This is a genomic window from Sphingomonas sp., from assembly GCF_965227385.1.
Classification (GTDB): domain Bacteria; phylum Pseudomonadota; class Alphaproteobacteria; order Sphingomonadales; family Sphingomonadaceae; genus Sphingomonas.
Window position 1 is genome coordinate 431,965 of sequence record NZ_OZ245750.1, and the last position, 17,181, is coordinate 449,145.

General features: G+C 67.9%; 19 protein-coding genes. 16 read left to right on the forward strand and 3 right to left on the reverse strand.

Annotated elements, in window-relative coordinates; translation table 11 throughout:
- Positions 1–8: 8 nt before the first annotated feature.
- Complete coding sequence (locus tag ACO05N_RS02045; RefSeq protein WP_422055542.1) at positions 9–1,064, reverse strand: DUF3667 domain-containing protein; 1,056 nt, start codon at positions 1,062–1,064, stop codon at positions 9–11.
- A 72-nt stretch (positions 1,065–1,136) separates the two neighbouring features.
- Between ACO05N_RS02045 and ACO05N_RS02050 the strand changes: the two genes are divergently transcribed.
- The 15 genes from ACO05N_RS02050 (at position 1,137) to ACO05N_RS02120 (ending at position 15,137) form a co-directional block, all read left to right on the forward strand.
- Positions 1,137–2,393 (forward strand): glutamate-5-semialdehyde dehydrogenase, encoded by a 1,257-nt coding sequence (locus ACO05N_RS02050; protein WP_422055543.1) that lies wholly within the window; start codon positions 1,137–1,139, stop codon positions 2,391–2,393.
- Positions 2,390–3,010, forward strand: coding sequence for a nicotinate-nucleotide adenylyltransferase (locus ACO05N_RS02055; RefSeq protein WP_422055544.1), 621 nt, complete (start codon positions 2,390–2,392; stop codon positions 3,008–3,010). Before ACO05N_RS02050 ends, ACO05N_RS02055 begins: the two co-directional genes overlap by 4 nt.
- Before the next feature lie 46 nt (positions 3,011–3,056).
- Positions 3,057–3,425, forward strand: a complete 369-nt coding sequence (rsfS, locus tag ACO05N_RS02060; protein ID WP_422058686.1) for a ribosome silencing factor — start codon at positions 3,057–3,059, stop codon at positions 3,423–3,425.
- Between the two features lie 10 nt (positions 3,426–3,435).
- On the forward strand, positions 3,436–3,858 hold the full coding sequence (locus tag ACO05N_RS02065; RefSeq protein WP_422055545.1) for a 23S rRNA (pseudouridine(1915)-N(3))-methyltransferase RlmH: 423 nt from the start codon (positions 3,436–3,438) through the stop codon (positions 3,856–3,858).
- Positions 3,858–5,036, forward strand: coding sequence for a murein hydrolase activator EnvC family protein (locus ACO05N_RS02070; RefSeq protein ID WP_422055546.1), 1,179 nt, complete (start codon positions 3,858–3,860; stop codon positions 5,034–5,036). Before ACO05N_RS02065 ends, ACO05N_RS02070 begins: the two co-directional genes overlap by 1 nt.
- Before the next feature lie 87 nt (positions 5,037–5,123).
- The gene (locus ACO05N_RS02075) at positions 5,124–6,473 is read left to right on the forward strand and encodes a S41 family peptidase (protein WP_422055547.1); all 1,350 of its coding nucleotides are present in this window, start codon (positions 5,124–5,126) and stop codon (positions 6,471–6,473) included.
- Between the two features lie 8 nt (positions 6,474–6,481).
- On the forward strand, positions 6,482–6,949 hold the full coding sequence (locus ACO05N_RS02080; protein ID WP_422055548.1) for a disulfide bond formation protein B: 468 nt from the start codon (positions 6,482–6,484) through the stop codon (positions 6,947–6,949).
- Positions 6,950–6,987: 38 nt separating this feature from the next.
- Positions 6,988–7,479 (forward strand): demethoxyubiquinone hydroxylase family protein, encoded by a 492-nt coding sequence (locus tag ACO05N_RS02085; RefSeq protein WP_422058687.1) that lies wholly within the window; start codon positions 6,988–6,990, stop codon positions 7,477–7,479.
- Between the two features lie 21 nt (positions 7,480–7,500).
- The gene (locus ACO05N_RS02090) at positions 7,501–7,902 is read left to right on the forward strand and encodes a hypothetical protein (protein WP_422055549.1); all 402 of its coding nucleotides are present in this window, start codon (positions 7,501–7,503) and stop codon (positions 7,900–7,902) included.
- 157 nt (positions 7,903–8,059) lie between these two features.
- Positions 8,060–9,490 carry a hypothetical protein gene (locus ACO05N_RS02095; RefSeq protein ID WP_422055550.1) on the forward strand — a complete coding sequence of 477 codons (1,431 nt, stop codon included), beginning with the start codon at positions 8,060–8,062 and terminating at the stop codon, positions 9,488–9,490.
- Positions 9,491–9,526: 36 nt separating this feature from the next.
- Entirely contained in the window at positions 9,527–10,774 is a 1,248-nt protein-coding gene (locus ACO05N_RS02100; RefSeq protein ID WP_422055551.1) for a putative DNA modification/repair radical SAM protein, read from the forward strand.
- A gap of 62 nt (positions 10,775–10,836) precedes the next feature.
- Positions 10,837–11,319: a hemerythrin domain-containing protein gene (locus ACO05N_RS02105; protein ID WP_422055552.1), complete on the forward strand. Its 483-nt coding sequence runs from the start codon at positions 10,837–10,839 to the stop codon at positions 11,317–11,319.
- A gap of 72 nt (positions 11,320–11,391) precedes the next feature.
- Positions 11,392–12,591: a parallel beta-helix domain-containing protein gene (locus ACO05N_RS02110; RefSeq protein WP_422055553.1), complete on the forward strand. Its 1,200-nt coding sequence runs from the start codon at positions 11,392–11,394 to the stop codon at positions 12,589–12,591.
- The gene (locus ACO05N_RS02115; protein ID WP_422055554.1) at positions 12,588–13,610 is read left to right on the forward strand and encodes an SO2930 family diheme c-type cytochrome; all 1,023 of its coding nucleotides are present in this window, start codon (positions 12,588–12,590) and stop codon (positions 13,608–13,610) included. The genes ACO05N_RS02110 and ACO05N_RS02115 overlap by 4 nt, the downstream gene beginning before the upstream one ends.
- 147 nt (positions 13,611–13,757) lie before the next feature.
- Positions 13,758–15,137, forward strand: a complete 1,380-nt coding sequence (locus ACO05N_RS02120) for a UdgX family uracil-DNA binding protein (protein ID WP_422055555.1) — start codon at positions 13,758–13,760, stop codon at positions 15,135–15,137.
- 409 nt (positions 15,138–15,546) lie between these two features.
- Here ACO05N_RS02120 and ACO05N_RS02125 read toward each other — a convergent pair whose 3' ends face one another.
- Both ACO05N_RS02125 and ACO05N_RS02130 read right to left on the reverse strand, forming a co-directional pair.
- Complete coding sequence (locus ACO05N_RS02125) at positions 15,547–16,059, reverse strand: DUF177 domain-containing protein (RefSeq protein ID WP_422055556.1); 513 nt, start codon at positions 16,057–16,059, stop codon at positions 15,547–15,549.
- Complete coding sequence (locus tag ACO05N_RS02130; RefSeq protein WP_422055557.1) at positions 16,056–16,577, reverse strand: ubiquinol-cytochrome C chaperone family protein; 522 nt, start codon at positions 16,575–16,577, stop codon at positions 16,056–16,058. The genes ACO05N_RS02125 and ACO05N_RS02130 overlap by 4 nt, the downstream gene beginning before the upstream one ends.
- Before the next feature lie 111 nt (positions 16,578–16,688).
- Here ACO05N_RS02130 and ACO05N_RS02135 point away from each other — a divergent pair, with 111 nt between their 5' ends.
- A complete protein-coding gene (locus ACO05N_RS02135; RefSeq protein WP_422055558.1) occupies positions 16,689–17,165 on the forward strand; it encodes an outer membrane protein assembly factor BamE in 477 nt (158 codons plus the stop codon).
- Positions 17,166–17,181 lie beyond the last annotated feature (16 nt).

Below are 17,181 nucleotides of genomic sequence, written 5' to 3' on the forward strand. Positions count from 1 at the left end.
CGCGCTCCTCATCCCAGCAGGCCGAGACCCAGCAACAGCAATCCGAACAGCGTGACGATGATGCTGATGAAGATCAGCAGCACGAAGGTGCGCACCAACGCCTTCCAGGCAGGCTGGCGATAGGCCCCCTTCATCTGGAAGAAGATGTGAACCGGGGGCGCAAACACCGCGATCATCGAGATGATATCGCTCGCCAGCCCCAGCGCTGCACCGATCATCAGCGCAATGAACAACAGCGACATGAAGGCGAGCGAATAGGTGACGAACACCGCATGGTCATAGCCGCGATATTGCCGTCGCCCTGCAAACAGCAGCCACACGAACGGGATCGACAGCGGGATGAGCGCCCAGCTGAACTTGTAGCTGTTGGTCTGGAGCTTGTAGAGCGCGAGCCCGGGGTTTTTCTCCATCTTCGCGATCCCCTTGTCGAGCCGCTTCCACCCGGTCGTGAAGCCGGAGGGTAACCCGCTCCGACCGCTCAGCGTGGTCGGAATCCGGTTCAGGTCGGCCAGGTCGGTCGACAGCTTGGCGATCTTTGCGTCGAGCGTGCGGGCCCGCTCGCTCCCCGGCTCCGCGCTGGTCCGCGCTTCCCGCGCATCGGCAAGGGCATCCTGGGTATTCTTCCGCGCGAACTGCAGCCCCTGCTCGAACTGCGCGGTCGTCCCGACCTCGGCGGGCGGCGACACGCCCATGATCTGCAGTACCGCGAACATGGTGAAGACCGAAAACAGGAACATCGCCATCGGCGATACGAAATGCGCGCGCTCGCCGAAGATATAGCGCCGGGTCAGCTCGCCGGGACGAAAGGTGAGCAGCGGCAGCGTGTTCCACAATTTGCCTTCGAAATGGACGACGCCGTGCAGGATCTCGTGCCAGATCGCGCCGATCGTGCGGTGGACATGCCCGACCTGCCCGCAGCGATGGCAGTGCGGGCCGACCAGTTCTGTCCCGCAATTCAGGCAGATGCCGCCATGCCCATCGCCATCATGCGCGCCCGATCGCTCGACCGCGCGGCCGAGCAACGTTCCCGTGACCAGATCCCCGGCTGCGTCGAATTCCCCCATGAAGCTCATCTATCAGCTTGGCAAAGCGCGCGCGATAGCGACTTTGCAGGTGCAGCATGCTAGCGCGAACCGATGGAACAGGATGTACAGACCCTGATCGCCGACATGGGTGCCCGCGCCCGCACCGCCGCCACCGTCCTGGCCGGCCTGCCGACCGAGGCCAAGGCCGCCGGTCTGCGCGCCGCGGCGGCCGCGATGCGGGCGGATGCAGAGGCGATCCTCGCCGCCAATGCCTGCGACGTGGATGCTGGCGCGGCAAATGGCCTGTCGGGCGCCTTGCTCGACCGGCTGCGGCTCGATCCCGCACGGCTCGAGGGCGCGGCGGCGGGCGTGGAGGCGGTCGCGGCGTTGGCCGATCCGGTCGGCGCGGTGATCGATGCGAGCGAACGCCCCAACGGCCTTCGGCTCAGCCGGGTGCGCGTGCCGATCGGGGTGATCGGAATCATCTATGAAAGCCGCCCCAACGTCACCGCCGATGCGGCGGCGCTGTGCGTGATGAGCGGCAATGCCGCGATCCTGCGCGGCGGGTCCGAAGCGGCGCACAGCAACCGCGCGATCCACGCCGCCTTCGCACGGGGCCTGGCCGAGGCCGGCCTTCCGGCGGACGCCGCGCAGCTGGTGCCGACCACCGATCGCGCCGCCGTGGGCGCGATGCTGAAGGCTGACGGCGCGATCGACCTGATCGTCCCGCGCGGCGGCAAGAGCCTGGTCGCGCGCGTGCAGGAAGAGGCACGCGTGCCCGTGCTCGCGCATCTCGACGGCATCTGCCACACTTATATCGACCGCGCCGCCGACCCGGCGATGGCAGTCAAGCTTGCGGTCAACGCCAAGATGCGTCGCACCGGCATCTGCGGCGCGACCGAAACGCTGCTGATCGACCGTGGCTTTGCCGATCCGGCACCGATCCTGTCCGCGCTGATCGCCGCGGGGTGCGAGCTGCGCGGCGATGCCGATACCCGCTCGATCGAACCGCGCGCGATGGCGGCAACTGGCGAGGACTGGGACACCGAGTATCTCGATTCGATCCTGTCGGTCGCTTTGGTCGACGGAGTCGACGGCGCGATGGCGCATATCGCGCGCCATTCCAGCCGCCACACCGACGCAATCGTCACCGAAGACGCTGCCACCGCTGAGCGCTTCCTCAACGGCGTCGACAGCGCGATCGTGATGTGGAACGCCTCGACCCAGTTCGCCGATGGCGGCGAGTTCGGTCTGGGAGCGGAAATCGGCATCGCCACCGGCCGCCTCCACGCCCGCGGCCCGGTCGCGCTGGAGGGGCTGACGACGTACAAATGGGTCGTACGCGGGAGCGGCCAGGCACGTCCTTGAAACGCATCGGTCTCCTTGGCGGGTCGTTCAACCCGGCGCATCGCGGCCATCGTGCGATTTCGCTCCACGCGCTGCGCGCACTGCAGCTGGACGAAGTCTGGTGGCTTGTGTCGCCCGGCAACCCGCTCAAGCCGGACACGGGCATGGCGCCGCTCGCCGCACGCCTGGCATCGGCGCGGCGAATCGCGCGTCACGCGCCGATCCGGCCCAGCGCGATCGAGCAGCGTCTCAAGACCCGCTACACCGTCGATACGCTGGCCAACCTGACGCGCCTTTACCCCCGCCACCGCTTCATCTGGCTGATGGGCGGCGACAATCTGGCGCAATTCGACCAGTGGCGCGGCTGGCGGCGGATCGCGCGACAGGTTCCGATTGCGGTGATCGCGCGTCCGGGCTATGATCGGGACGCTCATGCGAGCCCCGCAATGAGCTGGCTGCGGCGTTTCGTGCGGCCCGCACGCCAGGCGAAGAACTGGACGAAGTGGAGTTTGCCGGCCCTGGTGCTGTTGCGCTTCCGCCCCGACACGACTTCGGCGACCCGCCTCCGCGCCGCCGACCCCGGTTGGCACCGGCGATTTACCCGTGGCCGCACGCCGCCTGATCCCAGTTCGCACTAACCCAGGAGTCCCCTTGCCCGCTTCCCCTCACCTCGATGCCGCCCCCGTGGCGAGCGCCACCGTCGCCCCGGATGCCGAGGCGCTGCATCGACTGGTGCTGACCTCGCTCGACGACGATCAGGCGGTCGAAACCGTCTCGATCCCGCTCGCCGGGAAAAGCAGCATCGCCGACTATATGGTCGTGGCGAGCGGGCGCTCGACGCGGCAGGTCGCATCGATGGCGCAGAAGCTGGCCGAGAAGATCAAGGCCGAGCGTGGCCAGAGCCCGCGGGTCGAAGGGCTGCCGACCGCCGACTGGGTGCTGATCGACGCAGGTGACGTCATCGTCCACCTGTTCCGCCCGGAAGTCCGCACCTTCTACAATCTCGAACGCATGTGGGCATTCGGCGACAGCGCACCCGCCGGCAACGCGTGATCCTTCCGCTATGCTGCTGCACATCGTCGCCCGCGGGCGGATCGGCCGCAGCCCGGAAGCCGAGCTGGTCGACCGCTATCTGAAGCGCGTCACGCTACCCACGCGGGTCACCGAACTGCCCGACACGGGCGGCAAGATGCCCGCGGTCGCCCCCGGCACGCGCATCGTGATGCTCGACGAAAAGGGCGAGAACATCCCCTCGCGCGTCTTCGCCGAACGCATTCAGGCATGGCGCGAGGACGGCGTGCGCGAGGCGCGCTTCCTGATCGGCGCGGCGGATGGCTTCGACGATGAAGCGCGCGCCCAGGCCGATCTGCTGATCTCCTATGGCCGCGCCACCTGGCCGCACATGCTGGCGCGCGCGATGCTCGCCGAACAGCTCTGGCGCGCGTCCAGCATCCTCGCCAACCACCCCTATCATCGCGAGGGATGATGCGCCGGCTCGCTTTTGCCGCGGCGATCATCGCAACCGCATCGGCGGGTCTCGCGGCGCTTCCCGCGCAGACCCCGTCGCTCACCGATCAGCGCGCGCAGCTCGATACTGCAAACAAGGCGGCCAAGGATGCCGAGGCGCGCGCGCGGCAACTTCAGCGAGCCGCCGCCGCCGAACGCGACGAGGCCCGCCGCGCCCGCACCCGCGAAGCCGCGATCGCCGCGAGCATCCAGGCGGCGGAGGCCGAGATCGTCGCCGCGCGGGCGCGCATCGCCATTGTCGATCGCATGCTGGGCCGACAGCGTACGCGCCTCGCCGAACGCCAGGGGCCGATCATGCGGCTGATGGCGGCGCTGCAATCGCTCGCCCGCCGTCCGGCGGTGCTGGGGCTGGTCCAGCCCGGATCGACGACCGACATCGTGCATGTGCGCGCGGTGCTGGGTGCGGTCACCCCGGCGGTGCGCGCCCGCACCGCCGACGTCCGCGACGAAATCGCCCGCACCCGCCGCATGCGCGAAGGGGCACAACTCGCCGCAAAGACGCTCGCCGACAGCCGCGCGCGGCTGCAGAACGACCGGCTCGCGCTGGTCCGGGCCGAGGGCGAGCATCGCCTCAAATCGGTCGGCTATCGGCGGGAGGCGATGTTCGAATCGGATCGCGCGCTGGCGCTGGGTGAACAGGCCCGCGATCTCGTCGACCTCATGGACACGATGGGCGAGGCCGCCGAGACCCAGGCCGCGCTCGCCGCGCTGCCCGGTCCGCTGCCGCGTCCGACCGAAGGCGAGGCACCGGCGGCGGCGGCGCGCTCCGGCCCGCCGCCCTATCGCCTGCCCGTCGCCGGCACGGTGGTCACGGGACTTGGCGAGCTGTCCGATACCGGCGTGCGCGCGCGCGGCCTTACGCTCGCCACCGCGCCGGGCGCGGAGATCGTCGCACCGACCGGTGGGCGCGTCAGCTATGCCGGACGTTTCCGCCGCTACGGCAATATCGTCATCGTGGACCATGGTGGCGGCTGGACCTCGCTGATCGCCGGCCTCGACACGATGCTGGTCAAGGTGGGCGACACGCTGAACCAGGGCACTGCGATCGGCCGCGCCCCGCAGGGCGAAGCCCCGCGCATCACCGTCGAGCTGCGCCGTCAGGGCCGCCCGGTCGATCTGGCGCAATTGCTCGATTGACGCCCCGCCGCAGACACGCGCTTGCCGCTTTGCGGCCACGCGGTTCCGGTCTATCTTGTGCCAAATCCCGTTGAGGCCCGTATGCGTATGATCCGTCCCATCCTCCAGGTTTCCGCCGCCGTCGGCGCGCTGGCACTGGTTCCCGTCACCACCGGCGCGATGGCGAGCGTCGACACGTCGAGCTACCGCGAGCTCGATGCGTTCATGGACGTCTACACGCGCGTAAAGGCCGCCTATGTCGACAAGGTCGACGACAAGACGCTGATCAAGGGCGCGATCGACGGCATGCTCGCCAGCCTCGATCCGCATAGCTCCTATGTCGATGCGCTCGCCTTCGACAATCTGCGCCTCGCCACCGACGGCAATTATGGCGGCCTCGGCCTCTCGGTCACGATGGAGGATGGCGCGGTCAAGGTGATCACCCCGACCGAGGATACCCCGGCGTGGAAGGCGGGGATCAAGGCCGGCGACTATATCACCCATCTCGACGGCAAGCTGATCTATGGCGGCACGCTGGATGAAGCGATCACCCAGATGCGCGGGCAACCGGGCACCAAGATCACGCTGCGCATCGTCCGCCCCGGCCGCGACAAGCCGTTCGACGTGGCGCTGACCCGCGAAACCATCGTGCAAAAGGCGGTGAAGTGGGAGGTGCAGGACGGCATCGGCATCCTCAACATCAACACCTTCAGCGCGACCACGGCGGCCGACATGCGCGCCGGCATCGCCGCGATCGAAAAGCAGCTGGGCGGCAAGCCCAAGGGCTATGTCATCGACCTGCGCGGCAATGGCGGCGGCCTGCTCAACCAGGCGATCGAGGTCAGCGACGCGTTCCTGACGCATGGCGAAATCGTATCGCAGCGCGGGCGGGAAAAGAGCGATATCGAGCGCTGGTACGCCGAATCCGCGATCCGCGGCGACCTGACCGGCGGGGTGCCACTGGTCGTGCTCGTCGATGCCGGCACTGCGTCTGCCTCGGAAATCGTCGCCGGCGCGCTGCAGGATCACCACCGCGGGCTGGTGCTCGGCGAAAAGACGTTCGGCAAGGGATCGGTCCAGTCGCTGCTCCAGCTCGGCCCGCGCACCGCGCTGCGCCTAACCACCGCGCGCTACTACACCCCCTCGGGCCGCTCGGTGCAGGAAGGCGGGATCGAACCCGATCTGGCCGTGCCGCAGATTTCCGACCCCGATTACAAGACCCGGCCCGTGTTCCGGGAGGCGGACCTGCGCCGCCATCTGATCAACGAGACCAAGGTCGATAACGCGGTGCTGGAAGAGGATACCAAGACCGATCCGCGCTTCGCCGCCACTCCGGCCGAGCTGGAGAAGAAGGGGATCAAGGACTTCCAGCTCCATTACGCGCTGCAGACCATCGCCCGCACCGCCGCGCCCGCACGCGTGGCCGGAGGCGGCGCGGCGAAGACGAGCAAGCGCTGAGCCCTGTCATGACGCCCAGCCGCACCGCCCAGGCGCTCGCCCTGCTTATCCCGCTCGCGCTGATCGGCGGCGCGCTGACCAGCCAATATGGGTTCGGTCTGTTCCCGTGCGAAATGTGCATGTGGCAGCGCTGGCCGCATTACACCGCAATCGTGCTCGCGGCGCTGTCGTTCGTCGTCGCCCCCGCGCGTACGCCATTGGTGGTCCTCGCCACGCTGGCAATCGCGGTCAGCGGCGCGATTGGCGCCTTCCATGCCGGGGTCGAATATGACTGGTGGGAAGGGCTGACCCAATGCTCCACCCATTTCAGCGGCGAAGGCAGCGCGCTCGACCGGATCATGAACGCGCCTGTGATCCGCTGCGATGTCGCACCCTGGGATCTTTTCGGAGTGTCGCTCGCTGGATGGAATGCGATCTTTTCGCTCGGTGGCGCGTTGGTGATCGCGATTCTGTTGCTGAAGGGCCGTAAGACGTGAAGTGGAAACCCGGAGATCCCCGCCGCGACGTCGACTCGATGATCCGCGTCGATCAGGCCGGTGAATATGGCGCGACCCGCATCTATGCGGGCCAGCTCGCGGTGATGGGCGACCGCCATCCGATGGCGCGCGCGATCGCCGGCATGGCCAATCAGGAAGAACGTCATCGCGCTTTTTTCGACGCGCTGATCGCGCGACGCGGCGTGCGCCCGACCGCGCTGCAGCCGGCATGGAATGTTGCAGGCTTTGCGCTTGGCGCAGCGACGGCGGCGCTGGGTCCGACTGCGGCGATGGCCTGCACGGTCGCGGTCGAAACCGAAATCGACCTTCATTATCAGGAACAGCTGGACGCGCTGGGTGCGGATGACCCCGAACTGGCCGCCGCCGTCGCGGAATTCCGCGCCGAAGAGCTGGAACACAAGGACAGCGCGCTAGCAGCAGGTGCGGAAACGGCACCCGCCTATCCGCTGCTCGCCGGGGCAATTCGATTGGCATGCAAGACCGCGATCGCGGTGTCGAAGCGGCTGTGAGCGCCGCAAGGAGTCGATGATATGAAGACGATCCTGCTGACCCTCTCCGCCGCCGCATCCGCGCTGGCCCTTCCCGCCCTGCCCGCAACCGCGGCGATGGCGCCACAGAACGGCGTGCTGATCATCTATGGCGACGACAAATGCCCGACCAACAATGACGGCGAGGAAATCGTGGTGTGCGTGCGCCGCCCTGCAGGCGAACGTTTCCGCATTCCAAGCGAGCTGCGCGATACCGAGGTATCGCCGCAGCGCGAAAGCTGGGCCGTGCGCCAGCGCTCGGCGCTGACCGCGGGCGACACCGGCATCGGCAGCTGCACCACGGTCGGTCCGGGCGGCGGCATCGGCTGCTCGACGCGCGAGATCCAGGCGGGCAAGGCCGAAGCGGATGCCCGCAAGCGCGCCGAGAAGGTCCTGCCGGACTGACACCTTTTCGATCCCCTGCTTGAAAGGGCGGGGCAAGGGGTGGGGGTCGCTGGGCGAGGGTCAATGCCTCACACGGCGCTTTTGCGATCCGGCGCAGATCTTCGGAGTGCGCCACACCCGCTATCCGATCTTCATCTCGTTCGATGGGGAAGCGTGAATGATCCTGTCAGCCGCGCATCACCGCTGGCATGTTCCCGCCCTGCTGTTCGCCCTCGTCTGGCTGTCCTGCATCTGGTTCGGCTCTTGGGCGTTCAACCCCAACAGCGCCACGCGCATTCTCGCCGCCACCGCGATCGTCGAGACCGGTAGCGCGCGGATCGATCCCTATGGTGCGATGACGATCGACAAGGCGCAGTTCGACGGCCATCTCTACATGGACAAGGCGCCGGGCATGACGCTGATGGCGCTGCCCTTCGTCGCCGCCACCAACTGGGTCACGCAGCAGACCAGCGCGGACGTCCCGCACGTGTTGTTCGACCCGGACGCCGAAGCGTTTTTGCGCCTGCGCATGCGCGTCGCCATCGCCGGGATCGGCGCGGTGCTGACCGCGCTCGCAGCCGTCGCGCTGTTCGACCTCGGCACAGGCATCGGCGGCAGCCGCGCGGCAGGGCTGTTCACCGCAATCGGCTTCGCGCTCGGCACCACGCTCTGGGGCTGGACGACCACCTGGTTCGGCCATGCAGCCTCGACCTCGCTCATCGCCATCGCGCTCTGGGCCGTGTGGCGCGGCACTCGGAACGGCCTCGCCCCCTGCTATGCACTGATCGCCGGCCTGGCACTCGGCTGGGCCGTGGTGGTGGAGCATGGCGCGCTGCTGCTCGGCGCGCCGGTCGCGCTATGGGCTTTGTGGCGCATCCGCGATGCCGACCGCGCCGCCCAACTCCGCACAATCGCCCTCGCCATTACAGGCGGGATCCTAGCCGCCATCCCCCTCCTCGCCTACAACCTCGCCACTTTCGGCCACCCCTTCACCACCGGCTATTCGGGTGTGGTCGGCTTCGAAGGCATGAAACAGGGTCTGTTCGGCCTCACCTATCCCAAGCTTGAGGTGCTCTACGAAATCCTGCTCGGCAAACGGCGCGGGATCATCTGGGTCGCGCCGATCCTCGCCCTCGCGCCGTTCGGCATCTGGACGCTGCTGCGCGACCCCACGCGGCGCGACCTCGGCGTGCTGGCGGCGGGCGGCGCGCTCGCCTGCTTCCTCTACCACGCGGCTTACATCTATTGGGACGGCGGCAACGCCACCGGACCGCGCCATGCGCTCCCGGCAATCGCCTATCTCGCCATTGGCCTCGCCGCCTATTGGGGCAGCGCCAGCCGGACCGAGCGCGCCCTCGGCCTCGCCTTCCTCGCCGCCAGCCTTGCGCTCAACCTGATCATCGCAGCGGTCGATATCCAGGCCCCGCACCACTTCGCCGCGCCGCTGGTCGACCACATCCTGCCCGGCTTTCTCGCGCTCAACCTGCGCACCATCCCCAGCGAGTTTTGGGGCTGGTCCCCCGGCGCAGGCCTCGCCCTCTACCTCATCCTCGCAGCCACCCTCGCCGCGCTGCTCGCGCTCGCCTGCCGCCGCAGCGCGCCGGACTGACTGGACAGCCAAGCGCCTGGAACGTACAAAGAACATATGGCCCAGCTCGACCTGCGCGAAAAGCTCGAAATCCTCGCCGATGCCGCAAAGTACGACGCGTCCTGTGCGTCGTCCGGCACGTCGAAACGCAAATCGTCGGGCGGCAAGGGGCTGGGCTCGACCCAGGGGATGGGCATCTGCCATGCCTATGCCCCAGATGGCCGCTGCATCAGCCTGCTCAAGATCCTGCTGACCAACAGCTGCATCTTCGACTGCCATTATTGCATCAACCGCAAAAGCTCGAATGTCCGCCGCGCGCGCTTCACCGCGCAGGAAGTCGTCCGCCTCACCCTCGATTTCTATCGCCGCAATTATATCGAGGGGCTGTTCCTCTCCTCGGGCATCATCCGCTCGCCCGACTACACGATGGAGCAAATTGTCGAGGTCGCGCGCAGCCTGCGCGAGGATCACGACTTTCGCGGTTACATCCATTTGAAGACGATTCCGGACGCCGATCCGGGCCTGATCCATCAGGCCGGGCTGCACGCCGACCGGCTGTCGATCAATGTCGAGCTGCCCACCGTCGCCGGCCTCACCCGCCTCGCCCCGGAAAAGTCCGCCCCCCGGATCGAGGGGGCGATGCGCGATCTGAAGCGCGATATCGAGGATACGGGCGACGCGCGCAAACGCTACCGCTCCGCTCCCAAATTCGCGCCGGCTGGCCAGTCGACCCAGATGATCGTCGGCGCCGACGCCGCCACCGACCGCGACATCGTCGGCCGCGCCGCGGGGCTCTATGGCCGCTTCGGCCTGCGCCGCGTCTATTATTCCGCGTTCAGCCCGATCCCGGACGCCAGCGCCGTGCTCCCGCTCCAGCGCCCGCCATTGATGCGCGAACACCGCCTCTATCAGTCCGACTGGCTGATGCGCTTCTACGACTATCGCCCGGACGAGGTCGCCAACGCCGCCGATCCCGCGACCGGCATGATGCCGCTCGACATCGACCCCAAGCTTGCCTGGGCGCTGAAGCACCGCGACAGCTTCCCGCTCGACGTCAACTCCGCCCCGCGTCAGGCGCTGCTGCGTGTCCCCGGCCTTGGCGTAAAGGCGGTCGACCGCATCCTGATCTCACGCCGCTGGCGACGGCTGACACTGGCGGACGTGGCCCGCCTCACCGTGTCTGTGAAGAAGCTCAAACCCTTCCTGATCACCAGCGACTGGCGCCCGACATTGCTCGCCGACCGCGCCGACCTGCGCCCGCTCGTCGCGCCGCCGGCCCAGCAGATGGAGCTGTTCGCGGCGTGAGAATGAGTCGCGGGTGAAACAACCATGCGGGCAAGCGGTTGAGCGCGCAAAGGAGACTTTGCATGGCCGACGAACGCATTTTCGAGGATCTGATCCAGGATCACAATCGCCAGCGCGACCTGCTCGACCGCATCGCCGAGACCAGCGGCGACAGCGAAGAGCGGCGCACGCTGTTCGAGGAGTTGCGCAAGGAACTCCAGGCGCACGCCGCCGCCGAGGAGGAATCGCTCTACGCGACGATGCTCGCCAACCCCGAGCTGCGCGACGAAGCGCGCCATTCGGTCTCGGAGCATAAGGAAGTCGACGACATGCTCGGCGAACTGGTCGAGATGGAGATGTCCTCGTCCGGCTGGCTGACCAAGTTCAAGTCGATGCGCGACCGCTACCTCCACCATATTGACGAGGAGGAGGAAGAGATGTTTCCCGCTGCGTCGAAGGACCTAGACGACGCGACCAAGGCCAAGCTCGCCAAGATCTTCGAGGCGCGCAAGCCCAAGGAACTGGAACGCGCCGAAGACGAAATGCCGGGCGATGCGCGGGAGTAACTGACACCCCTGTAAACGACTGGACGCGCGGTGCGGACTGCGTAAGCTGCTCCCCAAAACGAGGAGAGGCCCATGATCCGCACCGCTGTCGCGGCCGCCGCATTGCTCGCCTGTGCGCCGACCGCCCACGCCGAAACCCTCAACGTCCCCGCGGGCCCCGACGGGCAGGAGCGGCTGCAACAGGCGCTGCTCGACGCCAAGCCCGGCGATATCGTCGAGATCGGCGCAGGCAGGTTCGAGTTCACCGACGGCCTCAGCCTCGACGTCAACAAGGTCACCGTGCGCGGTGCCGGGCCGGACAAAACCATCCTCAGCTTCAAGGGCCAACTCGGCGCGGGCGAGGGGCTGCTCGTCACCTCCGACGATGTCGTCCTGCGCGGCTTCGCGGTCGAGGACAGCAAGGGCGACGGCATCAAGTCCAAGGGCGCCGACCGCATCGTCTACAAGGACATTCGCGTCGAATGGACCGGCGGGCCGAAGGAGAGCAACGGCGCGTACGGCGTCTACCCGGTGTCCAGCAGCCACATCCTGATCGACGGCGTGACGGTGAAGGGCGCGTCCGACGCCGGCATCTATGTCGGCCAGTCGGAACAGATCATCGTCCGGAACAGCTTCGTCTCGCACAATGTCGCCGGCATCGAGATCGAAAACAGCAACCATGCCGACGTCTTCGGCAACACCGCGACGAAAAATACCGGCGGCATCCTCGTCTTCGACCTGCCCAATCTCCCCCGCATGGGCGGCGGCGCAGTGCGGGTGTTCGGCAACAAGGTCTTCGCCAACGACACCCCCAACTTCGCGCCAAAGGGCAATATCGTTGCCACTGTGCCCAAGGGGACCGGGGTGCTGGTGATGGCCAATGACGGGGTGCATGTGTTCGACAACGACCTGTCGGAGCATGCCACCGCCAACGTCATCATCATGTCCTACCGCCAGAGCTACGAGGACAAGGGCTACAACCCCTATCCGCGCCGCATCGTCGTATCGGGCAACCGCCATGGTCGCGCCGGGTTCGAGCCGGGGGTCGAGGGCGGCGGCTTCCTCGTCGCCGCGTTCGGCGGCGCCGCGCCGCCGGTGTGGTGGGACGGCACCGGGACCGTCGCCGACCTCGGACTGCACGTCGCCGATCCGGTGCCGGTGCTGACGCTGGGCCTCGCGCTCGCCGCGCCGACCAACTCGGCCAAGCCGGGCAAGGCAGTGCTCGACGCCCCCGCTGCACAGCGCCCCGCCGCCGTGGTGCTGCCCGCAGCGATGGAGGCCGCGGCACAGTGACTCGCGCTGGACTCGCGCTGCTGGCCCTTTGCGCAGCAGCATTCAGCGTCGCTGCCGCGCGGCAGCCTGCGCGGGTCAACGACGCCGCGATTACCGCCGACGGCTACCCCGCCAAACTCTCGGACTATGGCTTCTTCACCGACCTGACGCGGCGCGCTCCGGCGGCGCGCGTGGTCGGCTACGACCTCGAAACCCCGCTCTTCTCCGACTACACGACCAAGCAGCGCTTCATCTACGTCCCCGCCGGAGCACAGGCCAAATATGACGCCAAGGCCGCCTTCGACTTCCCGGTCGGCTCGGCGCTGATCAAGACCTTCGGCTACGGAACCGGCGCAGCGTTCAAACCGATCGAAACCCGCCTGTTGCTGCGCCGCGCATCGGGCTGGGTCGCAATTCCCTATGTCTGGAATGCCGACGGCACCGACGCGCTGCTCAGGCGCGCCGGTACCCGCCTCCCGGTCGCCTTCACCGACCCATCGGGCCGCGCGCGCCAGATCAGCTACGCCGTCCCCAACGCGAACCAGTGCAAGGATTGCCACGCGCTCAGCGGCCAGATTACCCCGATCGGCGCCAAGGCACGCTACCTCAACCACGCCGGCCAGCTCGAGACATTGGTTCGCGCCGGCCTGCTCGACCGCGCCCCCGCCAACGCCCCGCGCGTCGCGCGCTGGGACGACCCCAGGGCCCCGCTCGACGCCCGCGCCCGCGCCTATCTCGAGATCAACTGCGCGCACTGCCACAATCCGGCAGGCGCCGCCTCCAACTCGGGCCTGTTCCTCGAACTCGACCGCACGGACCCAGTCGCGCTCGGCATCGGGAAGCGCCCGGTCGCGGCCGGGCGCGGCAGCGGGGGGCGCGACTTCGCGATTGCGCCGGGCAATCCCGACGGCTCGATCCTGATCTACCGCCTGCGCAGCACCGATCCCGGCATCGCCATGCCCGAACTCGGCCGCGCTACCGCGCATGACGAAGGAATCGCGCTGCTCAGCGAATGGATCGAATCGCCCCCCGCAGACTAGTTTTAGGTCCGGCCGTGCCGAACACGGCACCAGCCCGCTCCCCCACCCGGCCACCCATCGACAGGATATTCTGAAATGGGTGGCCGGGTGGGGGAGCGGGCTAGTGCCGCAACCGTTTCTGCTTTGCTGAAACCGCAAAGGACTCAAATGCGCGTCGTAGCTCTTTCTGCCGAGGATGATTTCGAAGGCTGGCGCGACGCCGCCCGCTCGCTCGCCGCCGCGCGGGTCGATCCGTCGGAGGTGGTGTGGCAAGTCGGCGACCAGCCCGCCGACCTGTTCGGCGACGAAGCCGTCCTCCCCGCCGCTGCCCCCGATTTGCGCGTGTCGCGCCGCTTCGTCAGTCTCGCGCGCGAAGCGATCCCGCACAGCGACCCTGAGCGTTTCGCGCTGCTCTACACGCTGCTGACCCGCGTGATCGCCCGGCCGGGCAGTCTCGAGGACAAGGTCGATCCGCTGCTCCGCCGCCTTGACGACATGGCCAAGTCCGTGCGGCGCGACATCCACAAGATGCGCGCGTTTCTGCGCTTCCGCGAAGTCGCCGACGACACCGGCCCCCGCTTCATCGCGTGGTTCGAGCCGGATCATCATATCGTCCGCGCCAATGCCCGCTTCTTCGTCGACCGCTTCCACACGATGCGCTGGTCGATCCTCACGCCCGAACTGACCCTGCACTGGGACGGCGAAACGCTCAGCGAAGGCCCCGGCGCGAGCAAGGCCGACGCGCCACAGGACGATCCGGTCGAGGCGGTGTGGAAGACCTATTATGCGTCGATCTTCAACCCCGCCCGGCTCAAGACCGGCGCGATGCTCAAGGAAATGCCGCGCAAATACTGGAAAAACATGCCCGAAACCGCGTTGGTGGAAGAGCTGATCAAGGGCGCGCGCGCCCGCGAGCTGGCGATGGTGGAGACCGCGCGGATGACCGGCCCGGGCGACAATGCGACCAAGGCATGGGCAGCGCTGCGTGACGAGGCGATGACCTGCACCCGCTGCCACCTCCACAAGCATGCGACGCAGACGGTGTTCGGCGAAGGACCGGTCGACGCCCCGCTGATGCTGATCGGCGAACAGCCCGGCGATCAGGAGGACCTTGCCGGCCGCCCGTTCGTCGGCCCGGCCGGGCAGTTGCTCGACGATGCGCTGGCACAGGCCGGGATCGACCGCTCCGCCGCCTATCTCACCAACGCCGTCAAGCATTTCAAATTCGAGCCGCGAGGGAAACGGCGCATTCACGCCACCCCCGATGCGGGCGAGATCAGCGCCTGCCGCTGGTGGATCGAACAGGAAATGCTGATCGTCCGGCCCAAGGTCGTCATCGCCCTCGGCGCCACCGCCGCGCGCTCCCTGCTGGGCAAGGCCGTCACCATTTCGCGCGAACGTGGCCGCGCCATCCCGCTCGATTCGGGCGCGGAGGCGTGGATCACCGTCCACCCCAGCTATGTGCTGCGCCTGCCCGACCCGGAGGCGAAGGCCGCCCAGCATGCCGCCTTCATCGCCGACCTGCGCAGCGCAGCGGCGCGGCTTTGACAGTGCGCGACAAAAGGGCCATTTTCGCGTTGGGGTAGAACGAATGATGCGATCTGCGGCGACCGCAGCGTTAATCTTGATGGCGTGCGGGCTGCAGGCCGTCGCCGCGAATCGACAAGCTGCATTGCCCGCGCCCGCCCCCTCCCCCACGGCCAGCCCGACCCCGGACCAGACCGAGCAAGTTCGCGCGCGGGAAGCGGCGGCGGCAGCGAGGCGTCGGGCCGAGGCCGAAGCAGCGATGAGAGAGGGACAGACGGAAGCCCAGCGGGCAGCGCAATGCGCCGAACAGCGCTACCGGGCGGCGCTAGCTGCAGCCAAGGGATCGGTCACAAAGCCTTCGGCATCAACTCAGCGCGACGATGGCGAAGCTGCTTGCCCCACCTGCCCGCCACCGTGTTGAAAGCGCGGATCAGCTCTTTTTGAGCTTCGCCAGCGCGGCGAACGGCCCGGTCTCATCTTCGCCCAGCACGCCCGCTTGGCGCAGCGCATCGTCCGCACCCGGACTGCGCGGAAAGGGATCGAGCGCCAGCGCCAGCGTCTCCGCCGCCGCCTCGCCCAGGTCGATCGCCCCGCCGCTGTAGAAGACGGTGTCGCACTCGTCGTCCGACAGCTCGACCTCGTCCCCCTCGACCGTGCCTTCGGGCAGGAAACGGATAGTGAAGTCTTCCGCGATCTGCGCTGGAACCGGGTCGCCGGTCACGCTGCACGCCTGCACCACCGCGCCGTTCAGATTTCCGCGCGCCAGCACGCCGGTCGCGTCGCGATGCACCGTCATCAGTGCGTCGAGCCGGTCGATCGCGATCAGCCCGAACCGCTTCGCCAGTGCCGCGCGCTCGGCCGCATCGGCGGAAATCTCGACGCGATGCTCGCCCTTGCCGATGGCATCCAGCCGCTGCGGGCGCGAAAATTCCGGCGCGATCATGCCAGCCGCCCCGCCAGCAGCGCCTCATGCGACACGCGCGCCAGCCCGTCGTACAGCGCACGCAGTCCCTCCGCCGCATGCGCCAGCGCCGCGTCTCCGGGATGCTCGCCGCGATACAGGTTGCGCAACAGCGCGTCTGAAAACGCGCTCGGCGCGGCCCCGTCGGCCAGCGCGTCGCGATACGCACCGATCCGTCCGCCGAGCAACGCCATCATCTTGCCGATCCCCTTGCCGACCACGACGTCGCCGATGCCGATCTGGCGCAGTTGCCCGTCCATGTCGTCAACGAAGCATTCGGTCAGCCGCGCGGTGGTCTCCGCCGCCTGCGGATCATGCTCGATCCGCAGCATCACCATGGCGAGCACGCTGGCGATCATGTCGAACCGGCCATTGACCGTATCGGGCACCGCGCCCGCCTCATACCAGTGCGGCTCGCGCCCGCGCGCCACCACCGCCTGATACAGCGCAGCCGCCGGGTTCTCCGCCTTGCGCCCGGTCAGCCTGTCCCACAATCGCATCGTCTCACTCCAATGTCTCTCGGCGCTTGTTTGCCGGAGCCGCCCCGCATATTGAGGGGAACGGCGCGCGATGCAATGCGCGGCCGTGCCCGTCTGGGGAGAGTGAGTTTGATGAAGTCCGCCCGTATCCTGTCCGTCGCGCTGTGCGGCACGATCCTGCTCGGCACCAGTGCCTGTGTGAAGCCGCTGCGGGGGTATCAGGGCTATGTGGTCGACGCCGACCTCGTCAACTCGGTCCAGCCCGGCGTGGACAATCGCGAATCGGTGCTTCAGACGCTGGGCAAGCCGACGCTGACCAGCCAGTTCAACGAGGGCGAGTGGTATTATATCGGTCGCCAGACCCGCAATTTCGCCTTCAACAATCCGACCGCCAAGGAACAGACGACGCTGCGCATCCGCTTCGACGCGGCCGGCAATGTCACCGAAGTGACGCGCACCGGCGCCGAGCAGATCGCGTCGATCAACCCGTCCAACGAAAAGACCCCGACGCTGGGCCGCAAGCGCGGCTTCTTTGAAGATCTGTTCGGCAATATCGGCACCGTCGGCGCACCCGGCACCGGTGGCGGCGGCGGTCCCGACGGGCCGTAAGCTGTCCGGATTGCAA

Coding starts and splice junctions, on each gene's coding strand:
- ACO05N_RS02080 (WP_422055548.1), top strand. CDS start 6,482: ATGACGCCCAGCCGCACCGCCCAGGCGCTCGCCCTGCTTATCCCGCTC.
- ACO05N_RS02125 (WP_422055556.1), bottom strand. CDS start 16,059: ATGATCGCGCCGGAATTTTCGCGCCCGCAGCGGCTGGATGCCATCGGC.
- ACO05N_RS02065 (WP_422055545.1), top strand. CDS start 3,436: ATGCTGCTGCACATCGTCGCCCGCGGGCGGATCGGCCGCAGCCCGGAA.
- ACO05N_RS02050 (WP_422055543.1), top strand. CDS start 1,137: ATGGAACAGGATGTACAGACCCTGATCGCCGACATGGGTGCCCGCGCC.
- ACO05N_RS02075 (WP_422055547.1), top strand. CDS start 5,124: ATGATCCGTCCCATCCTCCAGGTTTCCGCCGCCGTCGGCGCGCTGGCA.
- ACO05N_RS02130 (WP_422055557.1), bottom strand. CDS start 16,577: ATGCGATTGTGGGACAGGCTGACCGGGCGCAAGGCGGAGAACCCGGCG.
- ACO05N_RS02045 (WP_422055542.1), bottom strand. CDS start 1,064: ATGGGGGAATTCGACGCAGCCGGGGATCTGGTCACGGGAACGTTGCTC.
- ACO05N_RS02085 (WP_422058687.1), top strand. CDS start 6,988: ATGATCCGCGTCGATCAGGCCGGTGAATATGGCGCGACCCGCATCTAT.
- ACO05N_RS02120 (WP_422055555.1), top strand. CDS start 13,758: ATGCGCGTCGTAGCTCTTTCTGCCGAGGATGATTTCGAAGGCTGGCGC.
- ACO05N_RS02095 (WP_422055550.1), top strand. CDS start 8,060: ATGATCCTGTCAGCCGCGCATCACCGCTGGCATGTTCCCGCCCTGCTG.
- ACO05N_RS02105 (WP_422055552.1), top strand. CDS start 10,837: ATGGCCGACGAACGCATTTTCGAGGATCTGATCCAGGATCACAATCGC.
- ACO05N_RS02100 (WP_422055551.1), top strand. CDS start 9,527: ATGGCCCAGCTCGACCTGCGCGAAAAGCTCGAAATCCTCGCCGATGCC.
- ACO05N_RS02090 (WP_422055549.1), top strand. CDS start 7,501: ATGAAGACGATCCTGCTGACCCTCTCCGCCGCCGCATCCGCGCTGGCC.
- ACO05N_RS02135 (WP_422055558.1), top strand. CDS start 16,689: ATGAAGTCCGCCCGTATCCTGTCCGTCGCGCTGTGCGGCACGATCCTG.
- ACO05N_RS02110 (WP_422055553.1), top strand. CDS start 11,392: ATGATCCGCACCGCTGTCGCGGCCGCCGCATTGCTCGCCTGTGCGCCG.
- ACO05N_RS02070 (WP_422055546.1), top strand. CDS start 3,858: ATGCGCCGGCTCGCTTTTGCCGCGGCGATCATCGCAACCGCATCGGCG.